Here is a 26,634-nt window from a genome sequence, read left to right as displayed (position 1 = left end):
ATAACTTCAGTTAAAATAAATAGCGTCCAGCTTTAGCTGGATGTAGATTTTAAGATTATATAAGGGCTTTAGCCAAAATCAACTAAATTAGCTAAAGCCCTTACTTCTATAAACAATTTTATTCTCCAGTTCTGGAGGCAATTCAAATGAATTAAAAGAAAAAACTAATAAACTTCAAGATGAATTTTCATTATTGCTCCTCATAAATTATTTCTTCAATGTCTAATATATTTTTCTCAAAAGATAATTGTATTAAAGTGCCATTACGATTTTCTACAGAAAAAGCAGCATCTAAATCTTCGCTTAAACCTTTTATAAGACTCATTCCAAATGAAGTTTTGACCTTCGTGTCATCAATTAGAATTCCTATTCCATTGTCCTGAATTATCAATACATATTGATTCTCGTCTGTTGAATGTAAGGACAAAGAAATAAGTCCGTCGCGATTATCAGGAAAAGCATATTTTATGGCATTTGTCACCGCTTCATTTATAATTAATCCTACGGGAATGGCCTGTGTTACTTCTAGTTCCAGTTCTTCAATTTCAATTGCAAATCGAATACGTTGATTTAGATTAAAAGAATCTTTTAAATATTCTATTAATTCATTAATATAAATAGGCATATTTATCGAAGCAATATTTTCAGACATATAAAGCTTTTGGTGAATTAATGACATCGCGTGAATTCTGTGCTGACTGCTTTTGATGGTAGAAAGCGCAAGATCATCTTCTATAAATTCAGTTTGAGAATTTAATAAACTCATCACCGTTTGAAGGTTATTTTTTACCCTGTGATGAATTTCCTTGATCAGCCATTCTTTTTCCAGCAGTAAATTTTGAAGGCTTTTATTCTTAAGACTGATTTCTTTTTCTTTGAGCTCTAATTTTTTATTGTTTTTCTGCTTCAATAAGTAATGATTGTAAAATAATCCGATAATTACAAAAAGAAGTAAAATTATCCCAACAGAAAAATTGATCAAAAGTTTGGACTTATCTAATTTAGTCTGCTGCAGTTTACTTTGAACTTCTAATTTTTTAATATTCTCTTCTTTTTTTAAAGTTTCATACTCAATTTTAAGTTCTTCAATTTTTTTGTTTTTAGAGATATCATAAAGAGAGTCATTTATCTTGGTAAAATTTTGGTAATGGTTTATCGAAGAAACATATTTTCCGTTGATGGAATCTATTTTAAATAATGCAAGTTCCAAATCCTGAAACTTTTTAACTTGATTTGTTTTTCTGCTTATCTCGGCAACTTTATCCGCGTATATTTGTGCTTTAACCGCGTTTCCTTTTTTGGCATAAAACAATGACATTTTAGAATAAGCAAGTAATAAAACAAGAGCCGTTTTGGGCGAAATTATCTTTTCGGCTTTTTTGTCCATTTCAATGTAAAATTTTTCTGCTGCAGCATTATTTCCCATTGCGTCGTATGAAACTGCTTTAGAAAAGGCCAGAAAAAAAACATCTACATTATTTTTAGGCGGATAAAGTTCTGTCAGTTTGATATATTCAAGAACCTCCTTATATCTTTTTTCCAAAGAAAGCGTTTCAATAATCAAATACAAGCTTTTTGACCAATTGCCGCTAGTGACACTTTGTGTACGCGTGGCAAAACTTTTCTTGTATAAATTAACGGCTTCATCAATATGTCCCATCGAAAAATAGGCGCTTCCTAAATGCAGGTAAAAATTATCAGCACAAAGAAGGTCGTTGGTGCTTTCCATAGTTTTTACATTTTCTATTGCATAAAAAAGTTCTTTTTTCAGGTTGTTTTGCAGCATGTATATAAAACCAAGAGGAGCAGTAGTATAATGCGTATGCTTGAATCCGATATTTTTTTGAATTTCATAAACCTCTAATAATTCTTTCTCCGCAAGATCAATATTCGCAGCCCAAAAATGGATGGTTAAGATTTTCATGCGTATTTCAATTTCTAATTCTCTTTCGTTTAGAGATTTATAAATTGATAGGGCTTCCGTTAATGTTTTTTCTTTATCGGGATCATCTATAGGAAGATTAGATCCTTCATTATTCAGAGCATCGGCTAAAGATTTACGGTTATTTAATTTTCTGCTTTCGCTGACTACCTTAGAAAATATCTTTTTGCTTGCAGCGGGATTACCTGCTTGTGCGTAATATTTTCCTAAAAGTATACTGCTTTGATGTTTCCATTTTAAAATGCCAAGTGAATTACTTTCCTCAACAGCTTGCTTGATATAAAATAAGGATTTTTGAAGATCTTCTTTTTTTTCGCCAGTTTTAAACAAATAATGACTTCCTAACTGCAGTAATAACTTTAATCGTTCTTCTTTTTCTAAAGCAGGCAGTATTTTTAAAGCACCGCTGATATTGTTTTGATCGACCATTTCGCTTCCGCGAAAGCGATTTCCATCATTATAACCTTCATCAAACGAAAAGGAAATAGGAACTTTATTCGCCATACAAGCCAAAACCTGAGCGCTGTCAATATCTATAGTTCCTTGACTAACAGAAGACACATACATTGCCGTGGACTTAATTAATAACCGCTTTTTTTTAGTGTTATAATTGTCATGATTCTGACTATAGCTTTGCAGTGAAATAACCATAAAAAAGCTTAAAAAATAGATTGCCTTCATACTTGAAAAAGATGATTTTGTTTTCGGAAAAAAACTGTTAAAATAGAACTTAATTATACGGTATCAAAATAATATTTTCAAGTTTGAATATAATTTACAAATGAGCGATAAATTTTTGTAAATTATTGATAATCAAAACACTTTTTAAGGTTATAGTCAAAATTTATACTGCAAAAAAATATTGAATTTTTTAGCTGATTTTTTCTTTTATTAATAAAATGCTTATTAACTTTAATCCGTAATTTAATAACGGAAATAGCCTCTGTTCCCCTTAAAAATATATAGCATGGAATTTCAAAAAAACACTGCAGACGATAAGATGAAAATACTCATTGTTGAAGATCAGTTTATTGAGGCAAACGATTTACGGTTTATTCTTCAAAAAGCAGATTATGAAGTAATCGGAGTTGCAAAATCGGTGTCACAGGCCTTAGAATCTATAGCGCAGGAAAAACCAGATTTAGTATTCTTAGATATTCGTTTAAGAGGGAAAGAAACAGGAATTGATCTGGCTAAAGAATTGAATAAAAATCATATTGGATTTATCTATTTATCTGCTAATTCAAATAAGTCAATACTCGAGGAAGCCAAGAAAACTCATCCTTATGGTTTTATAGTGAAACCTTTTAGACCTAAAGATGTTTTGATTACTTTAGAAATAGCGAGCTATCGTCATAAACATTCTATTGAATCGCAGGCACAGCAGGAAAATACAATAAAAGAAAGTATTGAAGCAATTACGAATTCATCTTTGAAATGGGAAAATGCCTTATTAGAGTTGTGTCAAATACTGCAGACTTATATACCATTTGATTATATCCGCTCAAGTTTTGTAAAGGATGATCCTAATCCGATTGGATTGCTTCGAAAGAACTTTGATAGTTATGAAATTATTGATATCGATAAATTTTCTAAAATAACAGGAAAAAGCAAGCAGGAATTATTTGACTTAAAAGAAAGTTCTCCTAAATTGGAATTCCCCAAGGTTTATGAGAGAGAAGCTTTCGCTGAAATATTTCAAAATTCGCCTATTAAAAGAATGATTGTACAATCTTTTGGGCTTAAATCATTTTTAGCTGTTCCGGTACGAATTGAAAATGCAGGTGTTTTTAATTTTTTCTTTTTCAGCAGAAATTCTGATAGTTATACTAATGAGCATTTGTCGCTTTTAACCAAGCTGGAAACTACATTGGCGAAATTTGTTACGACTATGAATACCTCCAAAAGAGAAATACCAAATACTATTGTCAAGAAAAAAGCGCCGGTTAAAGTTCAGGATAAATCCGAAGAATTTTTTTCTATGATAGGAAGCAGTGAAAAAATGCTTACTGTTTTTGATCATATTCAGAAGGTAGCACGTTCTGAAACTTCTGTTTTAATTTTGGGTGAAAGCGGTACTGGTAAAGAAAAAGTAGCACAGAGTATTCATCAATTATCACCAAGGAAAAATAAACCACTAGTTGTTATAAACTGCGGAGCCGTTCCGGATAATCTGGCTGAATCACTATTTTTCGGCCATGAAAAAGGCGCTTTTACAGGAGCGCTTGAAAGACGAATAGGAAAATTCGAAGCTGCAGACGGCGGTACGGTTTTTCTAGATGAAATTGGCGAAATGCCGATGCTCATGCAGATTAAATTATTGCGTGTTCTTCAGGAAAAAGAAATAGAAAGAATAGGAGGTAATTCGCCCATAAAAGTTAACGTTCGTATTATTGCAGCTACCAATCGAAACTTAGAACAAGAAATAGCCGCAGGACGTTTTAGATTGGATTTGTATTACAGACTTCATGTTTTCCCGATAACTGTTCCAGCACTTCGAGAAAGAAGAGATGATATTCCGGCATTGGTATCTCACTTTATGAGTACGTTTAGTAAATCAAACGGAATCAATACTCCACAAATTACAGATAACGCAATACAGCAGATGATTAAATATGACTGGCCAGGAAACATAAGAGAATTGGAACATATTGTACAAAGAGCTATTTTACTTAATCCAGATGCTGTGATAAAAGAAGTGCCGCTGGCAGGTTTGTCTAAAAACGCAGGAGAAGAAAAAGAACAGGAGTTTTTAGTGCAGACCATTCATGAAAATGAACGCGACTATATCACTTATATTTTAAAAAGATGTAAGGGGAAAATTTCGGGAAAAGGCGGTGCTGCAGAAATTTTAAATATTCCGGCTTCTACTTTATATTCTAAAATGAAAAAATTGGGTGTAAACAGCTTAAATAGCTAAGGATTTGAAATTATTTTTCGTAGTTCAGAATAGCAATACAAACAGTAAACCGGAATTACATTATTTTATAATGCGTGCAATTCATTTGTTTAAAAAATAATAATCGAGTGAATATTTTCCAGGACCAACTATTGTTAAAAACAAAAAGCAGACGCTGTACATAAACGGAACATCTTTTACGGCTATTGGATCATTAAAATGTACAACAAAATAGCCTGTTAAAGTTATGGCTAAAATGGGCAGTGTGGCTATTTTGGTAAACAATCCCATTGCAATAAACAACGGCATAATTATATTGGCCACTATAGCAAAAGCCTGATTAACGAATTCTGGAAGTCCCAGCGGATTAGGTACGGTTTCTGCAATTACGACTCCGATTCCAATTTTTTTTAAACCGTGTGCTATGAGCAACTCAAAGGAGACGGCTATTCTAAAGAAAAGTAAAGCAATGTGACTCAAACCACCGTTCTTGCACATAAAAGAGAAAAAGTTTTTTTTCATTGTTATTTTTTTTTGATATCCGCGATATTGATATTTGTTATATAGTCTACAATAAAAATTGCTCATGCAAATTTTGTAGGCAAAATGTCTTCATAATAAATTAAAACCAGAGACAATCTGTCTCTGGTTTTGATAACTTTTGTTAATGCTTAATTACAGTACGCGCATACTGAATTCCGATTCCATATGCACCGCCATATTTAACAATTAAATCGGTTACGGGTTTATACGTTTCGCTTCTTGCCCAGTCGCGCTGTAATTCCAAAATATATTGTAATGAAGTAATAGGACGGGCGCCTGCCTGTACCATACGTGTTACAGCCATTTCATGAGCTTCTTTAGAAACATCACCACTCGCATCTGTGATAACATAAACGGTATAACCTTCGTTAATGGCAGACAAAACTGGCCCAACGATACAGATACTAGTCCATAAACCTCCCATAACCAATGTTTTTTTGCCTTTACCAGCCACTGCTTTTTGGGCATTCGTATCTTCCCAGCAATTCATGGTAGTACGATCGATATAACTTGATGATGCTTTAGGATAAAACTCTTGTATTTCTGGAAAAACGGGTCCACTGAAAGTGGTTTCCGCAACGGTAGTAACAACGGTAGGAATATTAAATATTTTTGATGTTCCCGCCACTAAAGCAGCATTGTTTCGTAATAATTCAGGATCAATGTTTTTGGTAGCAAATGCCATCTGGCTTTGATAATCAATCATTATTAGGGTGTGGTTTGTGGGATTTAATAAACTAGGACTTGCTTTTTGAGCGAATAAAGCCATTGAACTTATTAATAAAACTAATGTTAAGAGATTTCTTTTCATGATATTTAAGGTTTTATATTATTTTAAACTTTCATTAGCGGCACGAACTATTACGTCAGCTACGGCTTTTGCTTGAGACACATATACGGCATGACTGGCTTTTATTTCGGTTATTTTAGCATTGGCTCTTTTTGCCATGAAGCGAGCGCCTTCAATTGGCACGGTCTGATCATCTGTTGCCACGACATACCATGAAGGTTTGGTTTTCCAGGCGGCCTTACTTACTGTAGCTCCAAATGCAGAAGCGGCAATTGGAACCTGGGAATCGTACATAAAGTCGGCTTTTTCTTTGCTTAAATCAGCACAAAATCCAGAGTGGAATTTTGCTTTTCCATACCAGATAAAACCATCTGCTGACGGCGTTTCAATTCCGGAATTTGGTGTGGGAGGACCAGATTGTACCAATTGTAATAATGTTTCTCCTGCATCAGGTGCAAAAGCTGCGATATAAACCAGACCAGCTACTTTATCGGAGTTTCCTGCTTCTGTAATAATGGCTCCTCCATACGAATGACCTACTAATATAATCTGTCCGTCTAAGCGATCCATACTTCGTTTTGCGGCTGCTACATCTTCAGAAAATGAAATATTCGGATTTGCCGCAACACTTACATTAAAGCCTTTCTTTTTTAAAATTTTATAAACTTCTTCCCAGCCGGAGCCATCAGCAAATGCTCCGTGTACCAATACGATATTCTTAACCTGTTTTTGAGCAAATAAGGTGTTTGCTGACAGTGTAATTAATAAGGCCAGCATTATCTTAAATACTATTCCTCTGTTCTTTTTTAATTGTAATACATTTTTCATGGATTTTTAGTTTTGGATTATTTTTCAGCTATGTTAACAGCATTTTGTTAACTCATAAAATAGAAGCCAATTACCAAGCCTTGTAGTTTAATGTATTGTAAATCAATGATTTGTTGTTTTTGAGTAGAGTTTTATTTCACGAAATAAAAAGACTTACTAATTAATTCGCCGATATACCGTAAAACCCAGATTTGTAGTTTTATATGTTTTTAAATTCAAATTTTAAAAATCTTTTTAGAAAGGAAAAATTGCTACTTATTCGGGAAAATATGTCTAACGAATATATTTTTATAAATCTGAAATTTGAAACATTTTAATAAACCAATCTCACTATTTTAAACAGAAATTTGGAGCTTAGGTTTTTTACTTAATGTGGTTGTAGTCAAAGAAACAGTATTACTCAGATACTGCTAAATTTAAATAATATGAAAAATCAAGTTTATTACAAAACCGTAAATATTAACGGTCTCGATATTTTTTATCGTGAGGCGGGAAGTGCAGAAAAACCAGTATTGTTATTACTGCATGGTTTTCCTTCTTCATCGCATATGTTTAGGAATCTAATAGAACAGCTTTCAGATTCTTTTTATCTTATCGCACCTGATTATCCTGGTTTTGGACAGAGCAGTGCGCCTGATATCAAAGAATTTCAATATACATTTCACAATTTGTCTCTTGTAATTGAATCTTTTATAGAGAAACTCCAGCTTAAAAACATTAATTTTTATGTTCAGGATTATGGAGGTCCAATTGGATTTCGAATTGCTTTACGCAGGCCGGAGTTAGTGCAGTCTTTTATTGTACAAAATGCTAATGCTTATTTAGAAGGACTTGGCGAAGCACTTGGACCTTTAGCCGCTTATATAGAAACCAACAGTGTCGAAACAGAAAAAGGAGCAAGAATGTTTTTGGAGTTTGAAGCAACGAAATGGACTTATCTGGATGGAGCATTAGAACCTGAAAAAATAAGTCCTGACAGTTATTCCATAGATCAATTTTATTTGGATCGTCCAGGCAATGATAGTATTCAACTTTCCTTGTTTCGTGATTATGGAAGCAATATCGCTTTATATCCTGAATGGCAGCATTATTTTAAAAACTATAAACCAAAAATTCTGATTATTTGGGGAAAAAATGATAAAATGTTTATAGAAGCAGGAGGATGGGCGTATGCTAAAGATTTACCCAATGCACAAATTCATCAATTAGAAGGAGGACATTTTCTGTTGGAAGAACACTATGATACAGCTTCAAATTTAATTAGAGAATTTTTAAGTAATTTTTGAGACACGTAGAATATTTTATAAAAATTAAGTAAGCTGAAATTTTGTAAATTACAAACATAAAAACAAACATCAATAAATTAAAATACTGCCTATGACTGCTTATAAAAATATTTTTTTGCTGGCCTTTCTTACCTTGTTTTTGAATGGATGCAAAAAGGAGAATAACTTAGAAAAGGAAACGGCAACTGCTGGTTATTATTTCACCGATACTACTTCTGGAATAAAAACAGGTGGTGTAAAGATTGTGCAAATCAGCACGCCAAAAGGAAAGTTTAATGTTTGGACGAAGAGAATTGGGAATAATCCAAAAATTAAATTACTGCTTCTTAACGGCGGTCCAGGAGCAACTCATGAATATTTTGAATGCATGGAAAGTTTTTTGCCTGCAGAAGGAATTGAGTTTATTTACTACGATCAATTAGGAACGGGAAATTCTGATAATCCAGATGATACAGCCCTTTGGGATCTGCCTCGTTTTGTAGAAGAAGTAGAGCAGGTGCGTCAGGCGTTAAAATTAGACAAAGACAATTTTTATTTATTAGGGCACTCTTGGGGAGGAATTTTAGCGGCACAATATGCGCTTAAGTATCAGCAGAATCTTAAAGGACTCATTATTTCAAATATGATGATGAGTGCGATAGAATATGATAAATATGCAGATGAGGTATTAGCAAAACAGATGGATCCAAAAGTTCTGGCCAAAATTAGGAAAATCGAAGAAAAGAAAGATTTTGAAAATCCAGAATATATGGAATTGCTTCTTCCTAATTTTTATTCAAAACATATCTTACGTTTAGATCCAAGTCTTTGGCCAGAGCCTGTTAATCGATCATTTGGTAAAATTAATCAGTCATTGTATGTAACGATGCAGGGGCCAAGCGAATTCGGCTTGTCAGGTAAACTTGAAAAATGGGATGTTACAAAAGAACTTCCAAAAATCACAGTACCAACATTATCTATTGGAGCAAAATATGATACAATGGATCCGGAACACATGAAATGGATAGCGACACAAGTTAAAAACGGAACGTATTTGTATTGTGAGAAAGGAAGTCATATGGCGATGTATGATGATCAGCAGACTTATATGACAGGTCTTATTAAATTTTTAAAAGATACGTCAAAGTAAAATATGCTTTTGGAGTAAGTAATTGCTTCCAACAATTAAAGATTTTAAATTATAAAGAAGCCTTCATATTTTGAAGGCTTCTTTCATTTTTATTACTTATTGCGAAATACAATAAATGAAAATATATTGGTTATAAATGCAGCTATAAACCATGAACGCATCCAGAAAAATAAAAATTCAGATTTATCTTGGCAGTTAATACAGGCTAATGATAAGGTGACAAAAAAAGCTGTAATTATATTTTTCCAAAACTTTATGGAAGTTTTTCCTATGGAGAAAAAGGCAGTCATTTTTAATTAAGACTTATCAGCTGCGGGCCAAATTCTTCATAGAATATATTTTCCTGCTTTACATTCAAACCGATTAAGGAATCGTACTGCGCTTTGATAAACATTTCAGGACCGCATATATAATATTTCGCCTGATACAGTAATACAGCATCTTTGCATTTGTTCAAATCTACTCGTCCTTGTATTATTTTATCGGTATCATGATGACTTTCTACAGTATCATAAAATGTAAAGGTTTCAAGCCATTTTGCTTCGTTCTTCAATGCATCGATTTGATTTTTAAAAGCATGTACCGATTCATTTCTACAGCCGTGAATCCATACTGTTTTTTTATTCTGAAGAGAATTAAGGTTGGTTTCCAGCATGCTCAGCATAGGAGTAAAACCGACTCCGCCGCTTATCAATACAAGAGGATTTTCGGAATCTTTTTCGAGATGAAAAATTCCAGCAGGAGCTGAAAGTGAAATTACATCACCTTCTGATTTTCCGTGTAGTGTATTGGAAACTAAACCTGAAGGATTAGATCCAATTCCAGTTTCTTTTTTAACTGAAATTCTGTAATATTCAGGGTTAAACGCGCTTGAAAGGCTGTACTGTCTTGGCTGTAATAGTCCAAGCTCTTCAACAAAAACCTGAACGCTTACAAACTGCCCTGAATGGAAATCAGTAATTTCGTTGCCATCTTCTGGATAGAGGTAAAAAGATTTTATTTCAGCAGACTCTTCGACAATTTTTTTGATAATAAATTTTCTCCATCCGCTCCAGCTTCCTAGTTTTGCTGCATTTTCAGCATACAATCCTTTTTCGATGTCAATCATTATCTGTGCAAGCTGGTAAAAAGCTGTTCTCCATGCGTCTAGAATTTCGGGTGTTGCTGCATCTCCCACCACTTCTCCTATAGAGGCGATGAGATGAGTTCCAACTATTTTGTATTGATCAGGCTGAATGTTAAGACTTCTGTGTTTGGTGCCAATTCCTTTAAGAACCCCTATAAGTACTTCTGGATTATCAATGTTTTCGGCATACGCAAGTACCGCATTTGCCAAGGCAGATTTTTGTCTTCCATTTGCCTGATTTCCCATATTAAACATATTTCTCAATTCGGGATGATGTGTAAACATTCTGGCATAGAAATAATTAGTCAGGTCCTCGCCACTAGATCTTAAAATTGGAATAGTAGCTTTGATGAGTTCTTTTTGATGTGCATTCATGGTGTGATATTTAGGATTTTATATTTTAAATATTGCATTTAGTGGAATTAATTTTCCTCTTCTGCAAATTTAAGTAGACACCAATGCCGCGTTTTATGATTGAAATCATAAGAGCACAAAAAATAAAAAGCAATAGAATATAAAAGACTGGTTAATCCGCAGTTTTTAAATTGTCTCCATCTTTAAAATGAAGTCTTCTAAAAACCACTCCAGACAATATTGTCAGCGAACCCACCACTAAAAAGGTGTAACGGAAAGCATTGTGAATTTCGTTATGGATGAGTTTTACATCACCTTGAAAAATTTTAAGAACCAATAATCCTAAAGCAATTCCAAAACCAATTGCGAGCTGTTGATTTACAGAGACCAGAGAATTACCGCTGCTGGTATGATACACTCTTAAATCTGCGATAGAAATAGAATTCATCGCGGTAAATTGTATCGAGTTAAAAAATCCTAAAATACAGATTATAGGAATATACCAGTAGATAGAAGTATGAATATTAGGTATGGCAAGTGCGCAGATTACGACTCCAATTATAAAAGTATTTACCATCAGGGTTTTTCGATATCCGTAAGTATTTAAGATTTTAATGACAGCCGATTTTCCAAAAATCGCCGTTAGAGCCATTGGTGCAACAATCCATCCTGAAACAACTGCTGACTTTCCGTAAGCAATTTGAATCATCATTGGAAGCAAAAGCGGAATAGAACTGTAACCAAGTCGGGTTGCTATATTGCCAATTATACCCACACGAAAAGTTCGTACTTGAAAAAGATTTAAAGGAAAAATAGGATTATTGTCTGTTATTGCATGACGATAATACCAGTAAAGCATTAGAAACCCAGACATTAGAATAAGTAAAACAGGCGACAAATGCACAGTATTACCGAACAATTCTAAAGAAATGGACAAAAGGAGCGAAGCTGCCGCAAAAATCAAGAAACCTTTTAAATCAAAATCGATTATTGGAGATTTATAATCTGGCATGTATTTCAAACTTAGAATAATACCAATTAATCCGAAAGGGATATTGATTAGAAAAATCCAATGCCAAGACAAATAGTCTACCATATAGCCACCCACTAAAGGCCCTAAAACAGGACCAATCAAAGCTGGTATAATGGCAAAATTCATCGCCTTTAGCAATTCTCTTTTTGGAAATGTTCGAATCAGCGCCAGTTTGCCGACAGGAGTCATTAAACTTCCTCCGATACCCTGAACCACACGTGCAAAAACCAAATGGGTTAAAGACTGCGAAAGGGCGCAGAGCAAAGAGCCGATACTAAATAACAGCAATGCACAAATAAAGACTTTCCTTGTTCCAAATTTGTCAGACAGAAACCCACTTACAGGCATAAAAAGTGCCAGTGTTAATACGTAACTGATAATTGCATTCTGCATTTCCAAAGGTGATTCGTTTAGATCCCTCGCAATAGCAGTTATTGAAGTATTAAGAATAGTAGAATCCAGCATCTGCATAAAAATGGAAGTTGCCAAGATAATAGGAAGTACTTTTTTGATAGATTCATTAGTTTGCGCCCCAATAATTTCTTTCATATTATATTTTTTTATGGCATTCCAAATTTTAAGATACTAACAAAGATAATAAACGTCTTTTAGTTTCTGCTAATTACTATTTATATTCTAAATTCTAAATTCTAAATTCTAAATTTCAAATTTCAAATTCCAAATTCCAATTCCAAATTCCAATTCCAAATTCCAATTCCACATTTCACATTTCACATTTCACTCTTCACTCTTCACTTTCTCCTTACCATCATCATATTTCGGATTATCCGGCGTGACTGCATTATATTCATCCAAGGTTCTTCTATTTGGATCATTATTGTTTTTTAACTCTTCATCCAGTTCGTGGTTCAGTTGAGTGTTTTCTTCAAAGTTTGGATTAATATCATCATTATCGTCAATCGTTTCCCTGTTAGATATGTTTTTATCTTTAATGTGATTGTACTGGTCTTTATCAGCATTTTCATCATTTTGATGCTGCTTAACTGCTGTATCTTTTGTTGTTTCCATAGCTTCAGGAGTAATAGATTCTTTATCTGATTTGCTGTTTTTATTTGAAGTATTCATGATAATAAATTTTTAAAATTAATATCCATAAAATTAAACACTATATAATGAGATTGATTATAGTTTTTTAGTTTGTAATTGTATTATTATCAGTTGTTTATGTGTGGGTATTTTATAATATTGATTATAGAATAATACAACAGATTACTTTTAACTTTTTAGTTACTTATGTTAAATTTTTTTTATGGAATTATTAAATTTTAAATCGAGAAAATCATGAAAGTATCTAATGAAATAATTAACGGATTTTATATTTTTTTATTAATAGCAGTTTTTTTTGTACTACTGGAAGTTTTAGGATTGTCCCACATATTTTATCTACGCTTATTAAACGTATTTTTCATTTTTTATGGCGTAAACAGAACCTTGCAGATGAATCGTAAAGATGGTAACACTAATTTTATTTTGAATGCTGTATCTGCATTGCTTACAGCTTTTACAGGTGTGATGTTAAGTATTGTTGCATTGGTTATTTATAGTTATGCTAGAGGTGGAGATGCCTATGTAAAATCATTATCGCAGGCGTTTATGTTTGGGGGCGATCCATCGGTGCCAACTTATTGTCTCTCACTTTTATTTGAAGGAAGTGCTTCCTGTGTAATTGTTACTTTAATGCTGATGTTGTATTGGAATAATAAATACAAAGCTGATTGATAATTGAACATGAAAGATCAACAAACAGTCTAAAAAACTCATAAAAGTGCTATTGTTAAGCTTAATTTTCTCTTACGGGATTTTATTTATCTTTTATAATTTCTTATTTTTAGTAGATAAACTGCTGAAAAAGAAATAAGATTATGGTTTTAAATGTTAAGCGTTTACTGTTTTATATGCTTCTGGCTCTGTTGTTACAACCCTATGGAGTGACAGCACAATTGTTAGGTTCTGGTAAATCTCCAGTTGAAGAACCTCTAAAAGAGCCGGAAGATTCTCTGGGAAGAAGAACTCCGCAGGGAACTGTTAACGGATTTATTAAGGCAATTGGCGATCAGAATTATATACGTGCGAGCCAGTATTTTGTTTTAAGCAAACGATCTTACCGTCGAACAGCTGAAAGAATAAAAATAGCCGAGACTTTTCAGCAGCTTTTGGACAAGGGAGGAAATCTTTCCCCATCTTCCATTATCAGCAATAAAGAAACGGGACGCACAGATGATGATCTGGCAGCGGGAGTTGATCTAGTTGGAACTATAACAACAGGTAAAACAGCTATAAGACTTTATGTAGAAAACCAGTCCGATGATAGTCAGCCGCCTTTATGGCTTTTTTCAGCTGAAACTGTAGAATCAATTGTTTCGGCTGACGTTTCGGGAGAAAAGACTTTTTTAGACCGCGTACTGCCGACAGTTTTAAAAGAACGAAAATTAGGAAATGTTCCAATAGGCCATTGGGCAGTAGTAGTGATTATGACCGTGTTGTCGTATTTACTTTCCAGATTGCTACTTTTTGTAGCAGTTTATGTCATACAAAAAGTATGGAAGAAAGCTGCCAGTGAAAAAGGTACAGCTGTTATAGAAGCTTTCTCACTTCCCGTTCTTATGTACACAACGGTAATTTTGTTTGTCGCATTAACCCAGCGAATGGGAATTTCTATCATTGTACGCCAGCGTTTCAGTATTATTATAATCACTATTGGAATTGTTGCTTTTCTAATATTGCTTTGGAGGTTAACTGATTTTGTAAGCATGTATACGCGAAGCAGAATGAACAGACGAGGGCGAATTTCTGCTGTATCGGCGATATTATTTTTAAGCCGTACGACAAAAGTAGCTATCGTTTTTATTGGAATTATAGCGATACTGGGAATTATTGGTGTTGATGTAACAGCGGGACTTGCAGCGCTGGGTATTGGAGGTATTGCCTTGGCTCTTGGAGCACAAAAAACTATAGAAAACTTTGTAGGAAGTGTGAGTCTTATTGCTGATCAGCCGTTGCGAGTAGGTGATTACTGCCGTGTAGATGATATTAAAGGAACGGTAGAATCTATAGGAATGCGTTCTACCATGCTTCGCACTTCTGCGCGCACCATTGTTACTATTCCTAACGGGCAGTTATCAGCCAGTAAAATAGAAAACTTTGCACATCGGGACCGTTTTATCTTTAATCCGATTTTTAATTTCAGAATGGATACGGCGCCAGATCAGATGCGCTATTTATTGGTAGAACTTAAGTCTTTACTATATGCTCATCCTGCAGTACTGAATTCATCTCCCGTGGTACGCTTTACAGGAATTACAACCGATGCCTTAAAAGTGGAGATCACAGCTTATATTGAAGCGGTTAATTTTGAAAAGTCTCAGGAAGTTCAGGAGGATTTACTATTAAGAATGATGGATATAATTGAAAGCAGCGGTACATCGCTGGCATATCCATCGCAGACACTTTATATGGCTCGTGACACTACAGTATCAATTGAAAAAGCGGCAAAAGTTTCAGAAACAGTTAAAAAGTGGAAAGAAAACAACGAACTCCATATCCCTGAATTTGATCCGAAACGCATCGAAGAATTAAAAGGGACTATAAAATATCCAGATGAAGGGAGTTTTAAACGAGATGAATAGTAAAAAAGAATGCCGTCTCAAATTAATATTTGAGACGGCTATATTTCACAACACAAGTTTTTATTTTTTGATGCAACAAGTGAGAATATATCGCAATTATCAAGAAAGAAATTTGGTTATTGCCTTTTCCAATTCTTCTCGAATAGCAGCAATAGAATAAGGTTTCGTAATAAACTGCGCTGCTTCATGCTTTGTGGCAAACATTTTATCCTCTACACTTGAAGAAGTCGAATAAATAATAACTGGAATATTTTTAAGAACCTCATCTTGTTTAATGTTTTTCAAAAATTCTCTGCCGTCCATCACCGGCATATTAAGATCGAGAAAAATCAAATCAGGTTTTTGAAAGCCTTCCGCATTTAATTTCTCAAATGCTTCTTTGCCATGTCCTGCTTCTTCATATCTCACAGAGGTTTCAAGCGACAATAATGACTCCTGAAATATCTCGCGGTCATCGGAGTCGTCGTCAATTAAAAAGACTACTTTCATTTATTTTAAGTTAAGTAAAAGCAAAGATACAACTTCTTTCCTCATAAATTTTAACATTAGGCTTTATGAATGTTTAACGGGTATTACAATGGTGAATGTTGTTCCAACTCCTTCCTTAGATTCCGCAGTAATCTGTCCATTGTGGTTCTGCATAATTTTGCGACAAATAGCAAGCCCTATTCCTGTTCCTGCGAACTCATCTTTTCCGTGCAGACGTTGAAAAATATTAAAAATCTGCTCCGCATAGTTTTGACTGAATCCGATTCCGTTATCAATTATTTCAATTTTGACATATTCAGATGTACTGTCCAAGGAAAGTTCTTTTGTAGCCGAATATGAAAGAATTTCCGATGTAATTGTGATATTCGGGGCAACTCCATTTTTACTGTATTTAAGTGCATTTGAAATCAGATTACCAAAAAGCTGTGACATTTGCAGCGGAATGGCTTCTACTATGGGAAGCTTTGCAACTGATATAGAAGCATTTTTCTGCTCGATAGTTAAATCAAAATCAGTAATGATATCTTCTACAATCTGATTAAGGTCAATATATTCGAATATTTTAGAGGTATTTGATAGTTGCGAATATCCCAATACATCTTTGATGAGGTTTTCCATTCTTTTAGTAGAACTGGTAATCTTGTTCAGATAGGTATTTACTTTATTTGGATCTTTTTCCAGATTCTCTTTTAGCATTTCTGTAAAAACACTAATCTTTCGAACAGGTTCCTGAAGATCATGCGAGGCGATGTAAGCAAACTGTTGTAGTTCTTGATTATTGATTTCCAGTTCTGCATTAGCTGCATGGAGTTCAGCAGTACGTTCTTTAACCTTAAATTTAAGTTCTTCCTGTAATTCACGTTCCTTAGTGACATCCTGTGCTGTTCCGCTTAGGCATTCTGGAATCCCGTCTTTATCATATATAAGCTGGGCGTTGGCATGTATAATGCGAACCTGTCCTGTTACACTATTTATAATGGGAAACTCAGAATCATAAAAATCAGATGATTCTGGTTTAATAGTTTCTTCTATGGAATGCATTACTTTCTGTCTGTGTGTTTCTGCAATCAGACTGAAAAGATCGTGCTTGTTTGTACTGTGCTGCTGCAGGCCCAGCCAATGTTTAAAACGTGTAGAACATACAAAAGTATTGCTGGGCAGATCTAGTTTCCAAGTTGCCAGTTCTGCGAGTTCTACAGCACCGGCAAGTGCCATTCTTGTTTCTTCTAGTTTTTTATTCGCTATAACCTGATCTGTAACATCAATTGCAATATCCATAATACCATAAATTTGGCCTTGTGCATCGCGTATCGGACTATAAGTGAAGTCAAAGTAATATGTTTTTAGAATGCCATTAACTTTGAGATCTGCAGGCATGGCACGTCCGTAATAAGTTTCACCGCTGCGGTATACTTCTTGAAGCATATCTAAAAAAGGCTGTCCTTTGAGTTCTGGAACACCTACTTCCATTGGCTGTCCAATGACCGATTTGTCCTTTCCCCAATAGCCGATCATAATATCATTGGCAATTTCAATTTTCATGTTACTGCCTGTAAAAAGACAGATAGCAACAGGAGACTGCTCAATCATAAGACTTATGCGTTGTTCGCTTTCCGCTAAGGCTTTTCTTCCCGTAATAATTTCGTCCATATCCATACAGAAACCAGCGTAGCCGGCATAATTTCCGTCGGCATCATAAAAAGGATCACCGGCAGCCCTGCACCACATAATATCTCCGTTATTTTTTTTAGCTCTGAATAGTACATCAAAATGTTTTCTGGAAGATGTTGCTTCTAGATAAGACTGTATAGAAGTTTTTAAATCTTCTTCCAGAATAACCGATGTCCACGCTCCATCTTTAAGAGCATCGATACTAAGACCTGTAAACTCGATCAATGTTTTGTTGAAATAAGTCAGTTTTCCTTCTTTGTTAGAAAGCCAAAGACCAGTAGGAGAGCTGTCTGTTACATTTTGAAAAAGTCTTTCAGCTTCCTGTTTTGTCTGAATCAAAAGAGATTCAGCTTCCTGTAAGGCGGCACGGTTTTGCTCATGCTCTGTTATATCGGCAATTGTACCAGAAAAAGCTGCGGTTTTGCCTTCAGAATTGATCATTCTTGCTGCCGAAACTGCAATGGTATGTACACTGCCGTCATCCCAAACTACTCTTGGGGTATAATAAAAAGTTCCTGTTTCAATGCCTCTTTCTATAGCTTCAGAACGGAGAGAAAGATCATCAGGATGTACATATTTTAAAAAATCCCTGCGGGTTAAATTGTCTTGTATTTTTCCTGAAAGCAACATTGAAAACTCAGGGGTATAGTCAATACTGTTGTCTGTGAAGTCAACATTGAAAAGTCCCAGTCCCATACTTTTAATGGTAAGGTCTGTAAGTTGTCGGGATTTTATCAGTTCAGAAGCAGCTTTCTTATGTGCTGTTATATCCTGCAGCGTTCCGTTAAAACGGTAGGCATTTTTTGTATCATCAAACCATGCTTTTCCCAAGGCGTGCACCGTTCTTGGTACCTTAGTGCTTGGATGTATAATGGTATATTCTATATCATATTTACCGCCAGAATCATATTGCAGGGCATTAGAAATAGCATCAATAACGCGTTGTCTGTCGTATTCTGCAATGGCAGCCGTGGCGTTACTAAGTAATATTTCATCATCAGCTTTTAATCCAAACCACTCTTTCAGTCTTGGATTAGCAGAAAATTTGCGTGAAGCGGGATTTAAATCAAAAGTTCCAAATTCAGCCGCATCAATGGCAAATTCAAGTTCATCTTTATTCTCTTTTAATTTTTGGTTGTAAAATACCTTTTCAGTTGTTTCATTACACACCACTAAAACTCCTTTTATCTGTCGGTCATCATCACGGATAGGGCTGTAACTGAAAGTCCAGTAAACATCCTCAAGTCTTCCGTTTCGATAGATGGGAAGTAATAAGTCATCGTACCAGATGCTTTCTCCAGTGGTCAATACTTTTGTGATCAGGGGATAGATAAAATACCATATTTCAGGCCAGCAGTCAACGGCTTTCTGTCCCATAGCTTTGGGGTGCTTTCCTTCGTTTCCTAAACTCGGTCGATACGAATCATTATAGAATTGTACCAAATCTTCTCCCCACCACAGAAACATGGGGAATTTTGATGATAAAATAGTAGCAAGGGTATTTTTTAAACTTTCAGGCCATTGATCTGGCGTTCCAATGGAAGTCTCCGACCAGTTTACATTTCGGATAATTTCGGAGGATTGTCCGCCGTTTTGAAGAAAAAAAAGATCGCTGATCAAATTATCGGTGTCCAAGTTTGTTATTTTTTTAAGACAAAAAATATAAGATTTAATGTCTGCACGTTAGGGGAAATTTAGATAATTCTTATTTAAAACTGTTTAAATTAATTACTTAGAAACAGCTAAATCTTAAATTAATCGACATTAAAAATACTGTTTTCGTAACAGATGATTTTATATAATTTTTGAAATTAGTTATTGAATTTTAATCTTCTCAAAAAAGAAAATCTGATTTAGTCCAATTTTTTCTTATGAATTACTCTTATGAACTTCTATGTTTTTGAAAGTGTTTTCTTAAGAAAAAATGTTTAACTTTATAGTTAGGTTTATTTTTTTATTGATTTTGTTTCCTAACAGAAATACAAATTATGAAACTTAATTTTTCTTTTAATTGTAATACTAAAATTAAAAGCCATGCCGCAACAAAACTCTGAGAGAATTATTTATTTAGCTGACGATGACGAGGATGACAGAATACTGTTTTTGGAAGCAGTAGAGGATCTCAATATGCCAGTTAGTGTTGAATTGGCACTCGATGGAAAAGAATTGATAAATGCGCTTACTAATTCAGAGCGTCTTCCTGAAATAATATTTCTGGATATTAATATGCCATGCAAGAACGGTTTTGAGTGTCTTAAAGAAATTCGAAGTAAAAAAGGAGCTCTGCAAAAAGTAAAAATAGTTATACTTTCGACCAGCAGCAGTTCGTTGCATATTACTCTTGCCTATAAGCTTGGTGCCGATTTTTACGCTGTAAAACCAGGCAGTATTCAAGGATTAAGAGATCTTTTGAAAAAAGTACTGGATTATGAGTGGAAAAATGAAAAACGAGACATGAAAAAATTTCTTCTAACTTAATGCCTTATAATATACTTTTATTTAATGTCGTTACTTCCCAATCGAGAACCTGACATTAAAAAATTGTAATCTTGCCGGAATATTTTGTAAAAACTTTATTCTTCCATTCAAGTAACTTTGTCTCTGCTGTACTAAACAACAGAAGAATCTAATACGGAAACGAAACTGAAAAGACAGGGGGTCGGCGGAATTGTCTGCAGGATCCGGACAGTGATTTAGTTAGTTACGGCATACCTCAGGCATCCGCCGGCTGCCGAAAACTCCTTAAAAACTTTAAGGAGTTTTTTTATGTCTAAAATATTTAATGACTGATGTGCATCAGAAAAAAATAATCCAGCTCTAGAATCAGTACTAAACTTCATAAATACTTTCCAAGCAAGGTTGTGGTTTCACTCAAGAATGATGCGTATATTTGGGAATGTAAATAACAATAATGCTATCTATGAAGAAAATAGGATTTTTATCATTTGGGCACTGGGCAGACCATCCTTCCTATAAATCTCGTACGGCAGCCGATACTTTGCTCCAGTCCATTGATTTGGCTGTTGCGGCAGAAGAAATTGGTTTAGATGGAGCATATTTTCGTGTACATCATTTTGCACGACAACTTGCATCGCCTTTTCCTTTACTTTCGGCTATTGGTGCTAAAACAAACAAAATAGAGATTGGAACGGGAGTGATCGACATGCGTTATGAAAATCCACTGTATATGGTGGAAGATGCCAGTGCTGCTGACTTAATTTCAGGAGGACGTTTACAACTAGGGATCAGCAGGGGATCACCGGAACAAGTTATTGACGGCTGGCGTTCTTTTGGTTATGAACCAAAGGAAGGAGAAACAGATGCTGATATGGGACGTAATAAAGCTTTGGAATTTTTGGACAAACTGAGCGGTGAAGGATTTGCAAAGCCAAATCCCTATCCAATGTTTCCAAATCCTCCTGGTTTACTCCGCCTTGAACCTCATTCAGAAGGATTACGAGATCGTATCTGGTGGGGAGCCGCATCCAACGCTACTGCTGTCTGGGCAGCCGAAAACGGAATGCATCTGCAGAGTTCTACCTTGAAGTACGATGAAAATGGGAAACCTTTTCACATCCAGCAGGCTGAGCAGATCAGGATATATAAAGAAGCTTGGAAGAAATCGGGACATCAGCACGAGCCTCGAGTTTCTGTAAGCCGTTCTATTTTTGCACTGGTTAATGATCAGGACAGATATTATTTTGGCGATCAAGGTAAAGGATCTGATAGCTTTGGTAATATCGAAAGAGATAAACGAGCAATATTCGGAAAGAGCTATGCCGCAGAACCGGATAAACTTATTGCAGAACTGGCTCAAGACGAAGCTATCCAAGAAGCAGATACAGTACTGTTGACCATACCAAATACATTAGGTGTTGATTATAATGTACACATATTGTCGGCCATACTAGAACACGTTGCTCCAGAATTGGGCTGGCGTTAGATTTTTTAAAACAATTAAAAAGCCCCTGCTTATTATAAGAGGGGCTTTTGTATAAAATATAGCGAAGAGTATATTATTTTTTAGCTGCGTTTACATCGATACCAATCTCGATATCTTTACTAATCATCCATTCTGCAGGATCAGTCTCAGTTGTTCCAAATTTAATATCCCAGTCTGTACGGTTAACAGTAAACTTAGCTTGTATAGATGCATTTCCATCTGCGATTGTAACTTTTGCAGGGAAAGAAACATTAAGCGCTTTTCCTTTTAAAGTCAGGTTACCGCTTACCGTTTTATTAGCGCCTTCGATCGCTCCTTTTGCAGCTGGATCTAATGCAGCAACTTTAGTGATTTTAAAATCGGCAGTTGGATTTTTCTCCACATCAAAGAAATCGCCGCTTTTTAAGTGAGCTTCCAATTCAGAATATTTTTTATCTTTTTCTGTTACTGATGCAGGATCTACTTTAATTGACTTCATATCAATTACAAATTCACCAGCTGTAAGTTCTTCCCCTTCAACTGATACTTCCCCAGATACAAGTGTAAGTGTTCCCCAGCGAGGTGCAAAACCTCCCTTATGAAATGCTTTCCAGTCTACTTTAGATGTTTCTAAATTTACTGGTAATACATCTCCCGTTTTTTCTGCTACTTGTTGTTCCTCTGTAGTGGTTGTTTCAGTAGAAGATTTTTTCCCGCAGGAAGTTAAAAATAGTGTAACTGCTGCTAATGTGAATACGCTTAATTTTTTCATTTGCTATGTATTTAATTATTAAATAAGTTTAAAAGGTTTAAATTATGAAAATTTTCCCACTATATCTAGTGAGCAATTTATTTTTTATTGTGAATTGCTTAAATTTCATGAACTGCTGGATCTCAATTGCATAAAATCACTAGAATAGAAAATCAGAATCAGGTTTAACTTAATATAGTTTAAGAAGCAGTATTAAACTAGTTTAAGACTATTTCTTAAACCTGTTTATAAGCAGTACATAAAGTTTTGCTTCAACTTTGTAATCAGTTTTGCCAGTCAAAACAACGAGTATTTATCAAGTAAAAATTTAAAGCAAAAAAAGATGCCGCACGTAATTGTAAAGATGTATCCTGGAACTTCTGAGGAACAAAAAGAAAAAATCGCACAAGAAATCACCAGTATAATTATGAACCATACCGAAAAACCCGAAGCAGCAGTTTCTATTGAAATAACAGAAGTAGCTGAAGAGGTTTGGATGGATCAAGTATACAACAAGGAAATAAAGCCTAATATGGAAAAGCTTTATAAAAAGCCAGGTTATTAATAATCAATTATTCTTAGGTAATTAAAATTAATGATATGAATTACACAAAAGAAAAACAAGCCATTAGTACATTACTGGACAATTTTGCCCAAGTATTAAACAGCGCGAAGACTAAAGCAATTCCAGATTTTTTTGATCAGGAGGCTGTTTTTATTCCTGAAGGGATGGGAAAATTTATTGGAATTGATACATTAGGAAAAACAGACGAGGGTTTTCTTAAACGTGCTAATTTTAAAATCAGTTATACGATAAAAGATATTATTGTAGAAAATAATTATGCGTTTGTAGAAGCTTTTGCTTCAACAGTAGAAAATCGTATTTCGGATCTAAATTCTGTAAAAAAGAGCAGTATGGATTTCTTCGTTCTTAAAAATGTGGATGATAATTGGAAGATTTACCGATACATTTTTAATAATGTAAAAGAACTTGAAGTAATTTAAAATAAACTTAATCATGAAAGCTGCAATTTTAAGAAGAGCAGGCGGTGCAGAAAATTTTTCTATCGAAGAACGACCTATTCCAGTGCCGCTAAAAGATCAGGTTCTGATCAAGGTAAAAGCCTTTGGACTTAATAGATCCGAACTCATGACACGCAAGGGATTATCTCCAGATGTAATTTTCCCGAGAGTATTAGGAATTGAATGCGTCGGCGAAGTAGAAAATGATCCAGAAGGTATTTTGGAAAAAGGACAGAAAGTTGCAGCATTCATGGGTGGAATGGGACGTGATTTTGACGGAAGTTACGCCGCATATACAGTTCTTCCTCGTGAGATTATTATGCCTTTTGAAAGCACGCTTCCTTGGGAAACCTTAGGTGCTTTGCCAGAAATGTTCCAAACTGCATACGGATCACTGCATCGTTCACTTAAAATTGCTAAAGGTGAAACCTTATTAATACGAGGCGGTACCTCTTCTGTTGGATTACTCGCTGCACAATTGGCCAAACAAGCGGGACTTTTTGTAATTGCCACAACTAGAAATGACAATAAAAAAGAGCTTTTATTAGCTAATGGAGCAAATGCAGTTCTTATTGATAATGGAAATTTAGCAGAAGTAATCAAAAGAGAAAATAGATTCAAGATTGATAAGGTGTTGGAACTTGTGGGCACCACGACACTAAAAGATTCTCTCAAATTAGTTGATAATGGCGGAAGTGTCTGCATGACTGGAATGCTGTCTGAAGAATGGTCTATTGCTGCATTTGCCCCAATGGAGTTTATTCCTGCAACGGTTAATCTTACTGTTTATGACAGTGGTCAAATCCGAATTGAAGGAAAATATTTCCAGAAATTTGTTAATGAAATTGAAAATTATATGCTAAAACCAGCTATAAAACGTATCTTTAGTTTAGATGATATCGCAGAAGCGCATCATTTTATGGAAAACAATTCCGGCGGGGGAAAAATTGTTGTTCTGCCTTAAAAAGGAATTTCTAAAAAACAAAACCTTATGATATTGCAATCTTACAAAACCACACATAAGACCACTCAAACTAAAGATAATTCTGAAGATCAATTTCGCTTCGATGTTCTTGAAGGTCTGGGAAGCAAACCCAAAAAACTGCATTCTAAATATTTTTATGATAAAATAGGAGATCGTCTTTTCCAGCAGATTATGGCAATGCCAGAATATTATCTGACGAATTGCGAAATGGATATATTTCAAAATAAAACTTCAGATCTGGCTAAAATAATTCTGGAAAATGATTCGGCATTTGATTTAATAGAACTCGGTGCTGGGGACGGTACTAAATCGGCTTTTTTGCTTAAGCATCTTTTAGAGCAAAAAGCAGATTTTAATTATATGCCAATCGATATATCTGCCAATATATTAGCTGTTTTGGAGCAAAAACTAAATACTGAACTCCCACAACTTACTATTACTTCTTTGGAAGGGGAATATTTTAAGATGCTTGAAAAAGCCGCTCATTTATCTTCAAGAAGAAAAGTAGTTCTTTTTTTAGGAAGTAACATTGGTAATATGGAAAAGGAAGAAGCTTCTGCATTTTGCAAAGGTCTCAACGAATATCTTTCTCCAGGAGATATTGTACTAATGGGCTTTGACCTGAAAAAAAATCCGCAGATTATACTGGATGCCTATAACGACAAAACGGGAATTACCGCGTCATTTAATCTTAATTTGCTTACCCGCATTAACAACGAACTAAATGCTGATTTTGTGCTGGAAAAATTTGAACACTATCAAACATACGACCCGCTTAGCGGTGCCTGCAGAAGTTATCTGGTAAGTTTAGAAAATCAGACCATCACGATAGACGGGCAGCCGATCAATTTTGAAAAAGACGAGTTGGTTTACATGGAACTTTCGCAGAAATATTCATTGGAAGAAAGTGATGATTTAGCCGCTAATTCTGGATTTGTGACTATTAATCACATCATGGATTCAAAATCATGGTTCACGGATGCATTGTGGCAGGTTGTTTAATTTTAAAAGATAATGAAGATGCAGGAAAAACAAGCAGTAATAAATCAGGAACGGTTATTAGATAAATATAATAGTGTCAGATCACATTCTGAAAATATATGCAAACCACTAGAAATAGAAGATTATGTGGTACAGCCAGTAGTAGATGTGAGTCCGCCCAAATGGCATCTCGGTCATACAACTTGGTTTTTTGAAACTTTTATCTTAAAACCTTATAATAAAGGCTACAAAGTATTTAATGATCAATATGACTTTGTTTTTAATAGTTATTATGAAAGTGTTGGCGCAAGAGTAGTACGCACAGATCGTGGTAATTTGAGCCGTCCATCGGTTACCGATGTTTATCAGTATCGTGCGTATGTTGACGAGCAGATGGAAATTTTTCTTCAAAATGAAGTACTTTCTTCTGAATTAGCGGAAGTACTGGAACTCGGACTTAACCATGAACAACAGCATCAGGAATTACTATTTAGTGATATAAAATATATCTTGGGGCATAATCCGCTTTTTCCAGTTTATAGTTCAGATAAAATTTTTGACCAAAAGACTTTTCAAAACAATGAATTTGTAAAAGTAGAAGCTGGTATTTATGAAATTGGATATGAAGGTGAAGATTTTTGTTTTGATAACGAACTGGGACGTCACAAAGTATATCTGGATCGTTTTGAAATAGCAAAATATCCTGTAACAAATGCTCAATATCTTGAATTTATTGCTGACGGCGGTTATACCAATTTTAAATACTGGCACTCTGAAGGTTGGGAATGGGTAAAAGAAAACGCAGTAAAATCACCACTCTACTGGCATTATATCGATCAGAAGTGGATGAATTATACTTTTGCTGGTTTACAGGAAATAGACCTAAATGAACCAGTTTGCCATGTCAATTTTTACGAAGCATCGGCATTTGCATCTTGGAAAGGAATGCGTCTGCCTACAGAAGCGGAATGGGAAACAGCATCACCAAAATTAAACTGGGGGCAGCGCTGGGAATGGACAGACAGTGCATATTTGCCTTATCCCGGATTTCAAAAAGCACCTGGAGCAATAGGAGAATATAACGGAAAATTTATGGTAAGCCAAATGGTTCTACGCGGGGCATCTGTGGCAACACCAAAAGGGCACAGCCGTGCTACGTATCGCAATTTTTTTCATCCTCGTCATCAGTGGCAGTTTATGGGTATCCGTCTGGCAAAATAAGCCGAATCATCAGA

At 34.9% G+C, this 26,634-nt stretch carries 22 protein-coding genes; 12 read left to right on the top strand and 10 right to left on the bottom strand.

All coding sequences use genetic code 11. The features are described from left to right. Positions 1 to 190 precede the first annotated feature (190 nt). On the bottom strand, positions 191 to 2,623 hold the full coding sequence (locus tag BSF42_RS16015) for a sensor histidine kinase (RefSeq protein ID WP_095954098.1): 2,433 nt from the start codon (positions 2,621 to 2,623) through the stop codon (positions 191 to 193). Between the two features lie 286 nt (positions 2,624 to 2,909). Here BSF42_RS16015 and BSF42_RS16010 point away from each other — a divergent pair, with 286 nt between their 5' ends. Next, positions 2,910 to 4,862, top strand: coding sequence for a sigma 54-interacting response regulator (locus tag BSF42_RS16010; RefSeq protein ID WP_095954097.1), 1,953 nt, complete (start codon positions 2,910 to 2,912; stop codon positions 4,860 to 4,862). 81 nt (positions 4,863 to 4,943) lie between these two features. Here BSF42_RS16010 and BSF42_RS16005 read toward each other — a convergent pair whose 3' ends face one another. The 3 genes from BSF42_RS16005 to BSF42_RS15995 form a co-directional block, all read right to left on the bottom strand. Continuing rightward, positions 4,944 to 5,363, bottom strand: coding sequence for a DoxX family protein (locus BSF42_RS16005; RefSeq protein ID WP_172426706.1), 420 nt, complete (start codon positions 5,361 to 5,363; stop codon positions 4,944 to 4,946). A 142-nt stretch (positions 5,364 to 5,505) separates the two neighbouring features. Then, positions 5,506 to 6,195 (bottom strand): hydrolase, encoded by a 690-nt coding sequence (locus tag BSF42_RS16000; RefSeq protein WP_095954095.1) that lies wholly within the window; start codon positions 6,193 to 6,195, stop codon positions 5,506 to 5,508. A gap of 18 nt (positions 6,196 to 6,213) precedes the next feature. Then, positions 6,214 to 7,002 carry an alpha/beta fold hydrolase gene (locus BSF42_RS15995; protein ID WP_095954094.1) on the bottom strand — a complete coding sequence of 263 codons (789 nt, stop codon included), beginning with the start codon at positions 7,000 to 7,002 and terminating at the stop codon, positions 6,214 to 6,216. A 425-nt stretch (positions 7,003 to 7,427) separates the two neighbouring features. On the opposite strand from BSF42_RS15995, the gene BSF42_RS15990 reads away from it, so the two are divergent. Next, positions 7,428 to 8,288 carry an alpha/beta fold hydrolase gene (locus BSF42_RS15990; RefSeq protein ID WP_095954093.1) on the top strand — a complete coding sequence of 287 codons (861 nt, stop codon included), beginning with the start codon at positions 7,428 to 7,430 and terminating at the stop codon, positions 8,286 to 8,288. 91 nt (positions 8,289 to 8,379) lie between these two features. Then, positions 8,380 to 9,417, top strand: a complete 1,038-nt coding sequence (locus BSF42_RS15985; RefSeq protein ID WP_095954092.1) for a proline iminopeptidase-family hydrolase — start codon at positions 8,380 to 8,382, stop codon at positions 9,415 to 9,417. A 292-nt stretch (positions 9,418 to 9,709) separates the two neighbouring features. On the opposite strand, the gene hmpA is transcribed toward BSF42_RS15985, so the two are convergent. The 3 genes from hmpA to BSF42_RS15965 all read right to left on the bottom strand — a co-directional run bounded on the left by hmpA (position 9,710) and on the right by BSF42_RS15965 (position 13,016). Continuing rightward, positions 9,710 to 10,918 carry an NO-inducible flavohemoprotein gene (gene hmpA, locus BSF42_RS15975; RefSeq protein ID WP_095954090.1) on the bottom strand — a complete coding sequence of 403 codons (1,209 nt, stop codon included), beginning with the start codon at positions 10,916 to 10,918 and terminating at the stop codon, positions 9,710 to 9,712. Positions 10,919 to 11,069: 151 nt separating this feature from the next. Then, positions 11,070 to 12,479, bottom strand: coding sequence for an MFS transporter (locus BSF42_RS15970; RefSeq protein WP_095954089.1), 1,410 nt, complete (start codon positions 12,477 to 12,479; stop codon positions 11,070 to 11,072). A gap of 189 nt (positions 12,480 to 12,668) precedes the next feature. Next, positions 12,669 to 13,016, bottom strand: coding sequence for a hypothetical protein (locus BSF42_RS15965; RefSeq protein ID WP_095954088.1), 348 nt, complete (start codon positions 13,014 to 13,016; stop codon positions 12,669 to 12,671). 216 nt (positions 13,017 to 13,232) lie between these two features. Between BSF42_RS15965 and BSF42_RS15960 the strand changes: the two genes are divergently transcribed. Both BSF42_RS15960 and BSF42_RS15955 read left to right on the top strand, forming a co-directional pair. Further along, positions 13,233 to 13,670, top strand: a complete 438-nt coding sequence (locus tag BSF42_RS15960; protein WP_095954087.1) for a hypothetical protein — start codon at positions 13,233 to 13,235, stop codon at positions 13,668 to 13,670. Positions 13,671 to 13,879: 209 nt separating this feature from the next. Further along, positions 13,880 to 15,577 carry a mechanosensitive ion channel family protein gene (locus BSF42_RS15955; protein WP_253251084.1) on the top strand — a complete coding sequence of 566 codons (1,698 nt, stop codon included), beginning with the start codon at positions 13,880 to 13,882 and terminating at the stop codon, positions 15,575 to 15,577. Between the two features lie 99 nt (positions 15,578 to 15,676). Here BSF42_RS15955 and BSF42_RS15950 read toward each other — a convergent pair whose 3' ends face one another. Then, entirely contained in the window at positions 15,677 to 16,066 is a 390-nt protein-coding gene (locus BSF42_RS15950) for a response regulator (protein WP_095954085.1), read from the bottom strand. Positions 16,067 to 16,129: 63 nt separating this feature from the next. Continuing rightward, a complete protein-coding gene (locus tag BSF42_RS15945) occupies positions 16,130 to 19,372 on the bottom strand; it encodes a PAS domain S-box protein (RefSeq protein ID WP_095954084.1) in 3,243 nt (1,080 codons plus the stop codon). 399 nt (positions 19,373 to 19,771) lie between these two features. Between BSF42_RS15945 and BSF42_RS15940 the strand changes: the two genes are divergently transcribed. After that, the gene (locus BSF42_RS15940; RefSeq protein WP_095954083.1) at positions 19,772 to 20,215 is read left to right on the top strand and encodes a response regulator; all 444 of its coding nucleotides are present in this window, start codon (positions 19,772 to 19,774) and stop codon (positions 20,213 to 20,215) included. A gap of 433 nt (positions 20,216 to 20,648) precedes the next feature. Beyond that, on the top strand, positions 20,649 to 21,680 hold the full coding sequence (locus tag BSF42_RS15935; RefSeq protein ID WP_253251083.1) for an LLM class flavin-dependent oxidoreductase: 1,032 nt from the start codon (positions 20,649 to 20,651) through the stop codon (positions 21,678 to 21,680). A gap of 73 nt (positions 21,681 to 21,753) precedes the next feature. Here the strand turns inward: BSF42_RS15935 and BSF42_RS15930 are convergent, their stop codons facing one another. Further along, positions 21,754 to 22,431 carry a YceI family protein gene (locus tag BSF42_RS15930; protein WP_095954081.1) on the bottom strand — a complete coding sequence of 226 codons (678 nt, stop codon included), beginning with the start codon at positions 22,429 to 22,431 and terminating at the stop codon, positions 21,754 to 21,756. 322 nt (positions 22,432 to 22,753) lie between these two features. On the opposite strand from BSF42_RS15930, the gene BSF42_RS15925 reads away from it, so the two are divergent. The 5 genes from BSF42_RS15925 to egtB are packed head-to-tail and all read left to right on the top strand — an operon-like array spanning position 22,754 to position 26,620. Beyond that, complete coding sequence (locus BSF42_RS15925) at positions 22,754 to 22,975, top strand: tautomerase family protein (protein ID WP_095954080.1); 222 nt, start codon at positions 22,754 to 22,756, stop codon at positions 22,973 to 22,975. Between the two features lie 35 nt (positions 22,976 to 23,010). Beyond that, entirely contained in the window at positions 23,011 to 23,415 is a 405-nt protein-coding gene (locus BSF42_RS15920) for a nuclear transport factor 2 family protein (protein ID WP_095954079.1), read from the top strand. A 13-nt stretch (positions 23,416 to 23,428) separates the two neighbouring features. Then, on the top strand, positions 23,429 to 24,397 hold the full coding sequence (locus tag BSF42_RS15915) for a zinc-binding alcohol dehydrogenase family protein (RefSeq protein ID WP_095954078.1): 969 nt from the start codon (positions 23,429 to 23,431) through the stop codon (positions 24,395 to 24,397). Positions 24,398 to 24,424: 27 nt separating this feature from the next. Next, positions 24,425 to 25,420, top strand: a complete 996-nt coding sequence (gene egtD / locus BSF42_RS15910; RefSeq protein ID WP_095954077.1) for an L-histidine N(alpha)-methyltransferase — start codon at positions 24,425 to 24,427, stop codon at positions 25,418 to 25,420. An 18-nt stretch (positions 25,421 to 25,438) separates the two neighbouring features. Then, positions 25,439 to 26,620 (top strand): ergothioneine biosynthesis protein EgtB, encoded by a 1,182-nt coding sequence (gene egtB / locus BSF42_RS15905; protein ID WP_095954076.1) that lies wholly within the window; start codon positions 25,439 to 25,441, stop codon positions 26,618 to 26,620. The last annotated feature ends 14 nt before the right edge of the window (positions 26,621 to 26,634 follow it).

This window comes from Flavobacterium sp. ACN6 (genome assembly GCF_002304005.1).
Lineage (GTDB): Bacteria > Bacteroidota > Bacteroidia > Flavobacteriales > Flavobacteriaceae > Flavobacterium.
This window is presented reverse-complemented; position numbering and strand designations above follow the sequence as displayed.

What these genes read in the sequence shown, in the direction of transcription:
- BSF42_RS16015 (WP_095954098.1), bottom strand. Translation starts at nt 2,623, where the DNA reads ATGAAGGCAATCTATTTTTTAAGCTTTTTTATGGTTATTTCACTGCAA.
- BSF42_RS16010 (WP_095954097.1), top strand. Translation starts at nt 2,910, where the DNA reads ATGGAATTTCAAAAAAACACTGCAGACGATAAGATGAAAATACTCATT.
- BSF42_RS16005 (WP_172426706.1), bottom strand. Translation starts at nt 5,363, where the DNA reads ATGAAAAAAAACTTTTTCTCTTTTATGTGCAAGAACGGTGGTTTGAGT.
- BSF42_RS16000 (WP_095954095.1), bottom strand. Translation starts at nt 6,195, where the DNA reads ATGAAAAGAAATCTCTTAACATTAGTTTTATTAATAAGTTCAATGGCT.
- BSF42_RS15995 (WP_095954094.1), bottom strand. Translation starts at nt 7,002, where the DNA reads ATGAAAAATGTATTACAATTAAAAAAGAACAGAGGAATAGTATTTAAG.
- BSF42_RS15990 (WP_095954093.1), top strand. Translation starts at nt 7,428, where the DNA reads ATGAAAAATCAAGTTTATTACAAAACCGTAAATATTAACGGTCTCGAT.
- BSF42_RS15985 (WP_095954092.1), top strand. Translation starts at nt 8,380, where the DNA reads ATGACTGCTTATAAAAATATTTTTTTGCTGGCCTTTCTTACCTTGTTT.
- hmpA (WP_095954090.1), bottom strand. Translation starts at nt 10,918, where the DNA reads ATGAATGCACATCAAAAAGAACTCATCAAAGCTACTATTCCAATTTTA.
- BSF42_RS15970 (WP_095954089.1), bottom strand. Translation starts at nt 12,479, where the DNA reads ATGAAAGAAATTATTGGGGCGCAAACTAATGAATCTATCAAAAAAGTA.
- BSF42_RS15965 (WP_095954088.1), bottom strand. Translation starts at nt 13,016, where the DNA reads ATGAATACTTCAAATAAAAACAGCAAATCAGATAAAGAATCTATTACT.
- BSF42_RS15960 (WP_095954087.1), top strand. Translation starts at nt 13,233, where the DNA reads ATGAAAGTATCTAATGAAATAATTAACGGATTTTATATTTTTTTATTA.
- BSF42_RS15950 (WP_095954085.1), bottom strand. Translation starts at nt 16,066, where the DNA reads ATGAAAGTAGTCTTTTTAATTGACGACGACTCCGATGACCGCGAGATA.
- BSF42_RS15940 (WP_095954083.1), top strand. Translation starts at nt 19,772, where the DNA reads ATGCCGCAACAAAACTCTGAGAGAATTATTTATTTAGCTGACGATGAC.
- BSF42_RS15935 (WP_253251083.1), top strand. Translation starts at nt 20,649, where the DNA reads ATGCTATCTATGAAGAAAATAGGATTTTTATCATTTGGGCACTGGGCA.
- BSF42_RS15930 (WP_095954081.1), bottom strand. Translation starts at nt 22,431, where the DNA reads ATGAAAAAATTAAGCGTATTCACATTAGCAGCAGTTACACTATTTTTA.
- BSF42_RS15925 (WP_095954080.1), top strand. Translation starts at nt 22,754, where the DNA reads ATGCCGCACGTAATTGTAAAGATGTATCCTGGAACTTCTGAGGAACAA.
- BSF42_RS15920 (WP_095954079.1), top strand. Translation starts at nt 23,011, where the DNA reads ATGAATTACACAAAAGAAAAACAAGCCATTAGTACATTACTGGACAAT.
- BSF42_RS15915 (WP_095954078.1), top strand. Translation starts at nt 23,429, where the DNA reads ATGAAAGCTGCAATTTTAAGAAGAGCAGGCGGTGCAGAAAATTTTTCT.
- egtD (WP_095954077.1), top strand. Translation starts at nt 24,425, where the DNA reads ATGATATTGCAATCTTACAAAACCACACATAAGACCACTCAAACTAAA.
- egtB (WP_095954076.1), top strand. Translation starts at nt 25,439, where the DNA reads ATGCAGGAAAAACAAGCAGTAATAAATCAGGAACGGTTATTAGATAAA.